At 71.6% G+C, this 3,585-nt stretch carries 5 protein-coding genes and 1 pseudogene; 4 read left to right on the top strand and 2 right to left on the bottom strand.

Annotated elements, in window-relative coordinates; all coding sequences use genetic code 11:
• From G3N98_RS38655 to cobM, 4 genes and pseudogenes are all read left to right on the top strand, one after another.
• Positions 1 to 276 (top strand): annotated as a pseudogene (locus tag G3N98_RS38655) (bifunctional cobalt-precorrin-7 (C(5))-methyltransferase/cobalt-precorrin-6B (C(15))-methyltransferase); the annotation flags it as partial.
• Positions 276 to 1,364 (top strand): cobalt-precorrin-5B (C(1))-methyltransferase, encoded by a 1,089-nt coding sequence (locus G3N98_RS38660; protein ID WP_206151063.1) that lies wholly within the window; start codon positions 276 to 278, stop codon positions 1,362 to 1,364. The pseudogene G3N98_RS38655 and the gene G3N98_RS38660, both read left to right, overlap by 1 nt.
• A complete protein-coding gene (locus G3N98_RS38665; RefSeq protein ID WP_175239849.1) occupies positions 1,361 to 2,092 on the top strand; it encodes a cobalt-precorrin-6A reductase in 732 nt (243 codons plus the stop codon). Before G3N98_RS38660 ends, G3N98_RS38665 begins: the two co-directional genes overlap by 4 nt.
• A 43-nt stretch (positions 2,093 to 2,135) precedes the next feature.
• On the top strand, positions 2,136 to 2,864 hold the full coding sequence (cobM, locus tag G3N98_RS38670; protein ID WP_206151064.1) for a precorrin-4 C(11)-methyltransferase: 729 nt from the start codon (positions 2,136 to 2,138) through the stop codon (positions 2,862 to 2,864).
• On the opposite strand, the gene G3N98_RS38675 is transcribed toward cobM, so the two are convergent.
• Both G3N98_RS38675 and G3N98_RS38680 read right to left on the bottom strand, forming a co-directional pair.
• Complete coding sequence (locus G3N98_RS38675; protein ID WP_206151065.1) at positions 2,865 to 3,080, bottom strand: hypothetical protein; 216 nt, start codon at positions 3,078 to 3,080, stop codon at positions 2,865 to 2,867. It abuts the gene before it with no gap.
• 3 nt (positions 3,081 to 3,083) lie between these two features.
• On the bottom strand, positions 3,084 to 3,585 hold a 502-nt coding region (locus tag G3N98_RS38680; RefSeq protein WP_206151066.1), incomplete at its 5' end, for an MFS transporter.

The following is a 3,585-nucleotide window of genomic DNA, read 5'->3' on the forward strand; positions in this document are numbered from 1 at the left end:
ACCGCGCCCGGCGTGCTCGACGCGTGTTGGGCAACGCTGAAGCCCGGCGGCCGGCTGGTCGCGAACGCGGTCACGCTGCAGGGCGAGATGACGCTCGCCGCCTGGCGCGATGCGCACGGCGGCACGCTCACGCGCGTGTCGCTCGCCCACGCCGAGCCGCTCGGCCGCTTCGATACGTGGCGACAACCGTTGCCGGTCACGCTGTACGACGTGCGCAAGCCCGACGCGGCCGACACGTCCGCATCGCCGGCCACGACGAACGCAACGGACGCGTGATGCGCGACGAGACTCCCGAACAGCCCGCGCCGCTACGCTTCGGCTATACGACCGGCAGCTGCGCGACCGCGACGTCGCTCGCCGCCGCGCGGCTGCTGCTCGCGGGTAGTGCGGACGACGCGGTCGAGATCGTGCTGCCGAAGGGGCAGCGCGTGATGATGCGGCTCGAGTTCTGCCGGGCGACCGCCGACGGTGCGGAAGCCGGCACGATCAAGGATGCCGGCGACGATCCGGACGTCACGCACGGCGCGCTGATCTTCGCGCGCGTCGCGCTCGCGGCGGTGCCCGGCGTGCGGTTTCATGCGGGGCCGGGCGTCGGCACGGTCACGCGCGCGGGGCTGACGCTGGCGGTCGGCGAACCGGCGATCAACCCGGTGCCGCGCCAGATGATGACGACGCACCTGGACGCGCTGGCGGCCGAGCATGGCTATGCGGGCGGCTTCGACGTGACGATCGGCGTCGAAGGCGGCGTAGCGCTCGCGCTGAAGACGATGAACCCGCGCCTCGGCATCGTCGGCGGGCTGTCGATCCTCGGCACGACCGGCATCGTGCGGCCGTTCTCGTGTTCGGCCTATATCGCGTCGATCCACCAGGGCATCGACGTCGCCCGCGCGAACGGCATCGCGCACATTGCCGCCTGCACCGGCAACGCGAGCGAGGACGCGATGCGCGCGCACTATCAATTGCCCGACATGGCACTGATCGAGATGGGCGATTTCGCGGGCGCGGTGCTCAAGCACCTGCGGCGCGCGCCGGTCGCGCGGATGTCGATGTGCGGCGGCTTCGGCAAGCTCAGCAAGCTCGCGGCCGGCCATCTCGACCTGCACAGCCGCCATTCGAGCATCGACCTGCCGCTGCTCGCGCAGTGGGCGGCCGAAGCGGGCGCAAGCGACACGCTGCAGGCCGCGATGCGCGCCGCGAACACGAGCCAGGAAGCGCTGAAGCTCGCGCACGCCGACGGCGTGCCGCTCGGCGATCTCGTCTGTGCACAGGCGTTGCGCGTCGCGCGCGACATCGTGCCGCCGTCGGTCGCGGTCGAGATGTTCGCGATCGACCGGCAGGGCCGCTTCGTCGGGGAGGCGCGATGAGCGTGCGCATCCTGCTGCTCGGCGGCACCGGCGATGCGCTGAAGATCGCGCGCGCGCTCGGGCCTCGTCACGTGTACAGCCTGGCCGGCCTCGGCAAGGTGCCCGACGACCTGCGCTGCGACGTGCGCGTCGGCGGCTTCGGTGGCGCGGCCGGCCTGGCCGCGTATCTGCGCGACGCCGGCATCGGCCTCGTGATCGACGCGACCCATCCGTATGCGGCGCAAATCAGCGCGAATGCCGCCGCCGCGGCGCGTGAAGCGGGCGTGCCGCTGTGGGCGCTGCGCCGCGCGCCGTGGGTGCCGCAACCCGGCGACGACTGGCGCATGGTCGACGACTGGGCCGGCATCGAGGCCGCGCTCGCGCCGTTCAGGCGGCCGCTGTTCACGCTCGGCCGCGAACCGCTCGCGCATCTCGACGCGATCCCGCCGCACCAGTTCTGGCTCGTGCGCTGCCTCGACGCGCATCCCGGCAATGCGCATGCGCAGATCATCGCCGCGCGCGGGCCGTTCACGCTCGACGGCGAGCGCGCGCTGTTCGCGCTGATGGGCATCGACGTCGTCGTCAGCAAGAACAGCGGCGGCGCGGCCACCGAAGCCAAGCTCGATGTCGCGCGCGAACGCAGGCTGCCGGTCGTGATGCTGCGCCGGCCGCCGCTACCCGACGCCGACCGCGCGTTCGATTCCGCCACGGCGCTCATCGACGCGCTCGATCCTGCCGCGCGCGCATGACGCCGCGCGGCCGGTCATCCCATGAATTGACGGAGATTTTTCGATGACGGTGTATTTCATCGGCGCGGGCCCCGGCGACCCGGAGCTGATCACGGTGAAGGGCCAGCGCCTCGTGCGCACGTGCCCGGTGATCCTGTATGCGGGCTCGCTCGTGCCGGCGGCCGTGCTCGACGGCCATCGCGCGGAGCAGGTCGTCAATACCGCCGAACTCGACCTCGACGCCATCGTCGCGTTGCTCGCCGACGCGCATGCGAAAGGGCAGGACGTCGCGCGCGTGCATTCGGGTGACCCGTCGCTGTACGGTGCGATCGGCGAGCAGATTCGCCGCTTGAAAGCGCTCGGGATTCCGTATGAAATCGTACCCGGCGTCACGGCCACGGCCGCGTGCGCGGCAACGCTCGGCGTCGAGCTGACGCTGCCCGGTGTCGCGCAGACGGTGATCCTCACGCGCTTCGCGGGCAAGACGACGATGCCGGAAGGCGAAGCGCTCGGCGCGCTCGCCGCGCACCGCGCGACGCTCGCGATCCATCTCGGCGTGCGCCATCTCGCCCGCATCGTCGACGAAGTGCTGCCGCACTACGGCGCCGATTGCCCGGTCGCGGTGATCTATCGCGCGAGCTGGCCGGATGAAGAACGCGTGACCGGCACGCTCGCCGACATCGTCGCCAAGGTGCAGGGCACGCAGATCGAGCGCACCGCGCTGATCCTGATCGGGCGCGTGCTGGACGCCGAAGGGTTCGCGGATTCGACGCTGTACGCGAGCGCGGGCTGATCACGCGCGGGCCGGCCCGGGTTCGGTACGGCGTTCGCGCAGGGGCGTGTCGCGCGGCACGCCGATCGTGATTGCACCGCCGACGAAGCAAATCGTCGACGCCGATTCGCCGGAGATCAGGATCGACGCGGCGATGCCGACGACGGGGATCAGGTTGAGCTGTTGAGCACGACTACCGCCACATCCGATCGCGACAGGAAAACATGTGCGGGACACGCGCTACGCACGCGCCGCGCGCAGCACCCGCTTCGGCGCAAACCCCGCCGCCAGCGCGAACAGCGCGACACACAGGCAGGCCATCGCGATCCATGCGGGCGTCAGGTCCGCGAGGTGCTGGCGCACGATGCCGGCCGCGAACGGAAACAGCCCGGCGATCAGGTAGCCGATGCCCTGCACGAACCCCGTCAGCGACGCGGCATCGGCCGGCGTCGCCGCATGGTCGACGGTGACGATCAGCGACAGCGGAAACAGCGCGCCGATCCCCGCGCCCATCAGCAGCGCGGCCGGCAGCGCGAGCGCCTCGGGTGCGGCCAGCATCACCAGCAAGCCGACGAACAGCGATGCGATCGCCGCATGCAGCGCGGGCCGGCGATCGGGCAGGCGGTCGATCGTCGCCGAGATCGTCAGCCCCGCGACGACTTCCGCGAGCGTCACGCCGCCGAGCAGGCTGCCGGCCGCCGTCGGCGACCAGCCGAGCCGCATGTAGTACGGCGGCAGCCAC

This window comes from Burkholderia sp. Tr-20390, assembly GCF_017104595.1.
Lineage (GTDB): Bacteria > Pseudomonadota > Gammaproteobacteria > Burkholderiales > Burkholderiaceae > Burkholderia.

Bases quoted from the DNA above. Each gene is read 5' to 3' on its own strand.
- G3N98_RS38660 (WP_206151063.1), top strand. From the start codon at position 276: ATGCGCGACGAGACTCCCGAACAGCCCGCGCCGCTACGCTTCGGCTAT.
- G3N98_RS38665 (WP_175239849.1), top strand. From the start codon at position 1,361: ATGAGCGTGCGCATCCTGCTGCTCGGCGGCACCGGCGATGCGCTGAAG.
- cobM (WP_206151064.1), top strand. From the start codon at position 2,136: ATGACGGTGTATTTCATCGGCGCGGGCCCCGGCGACCCGGAGCTGATC.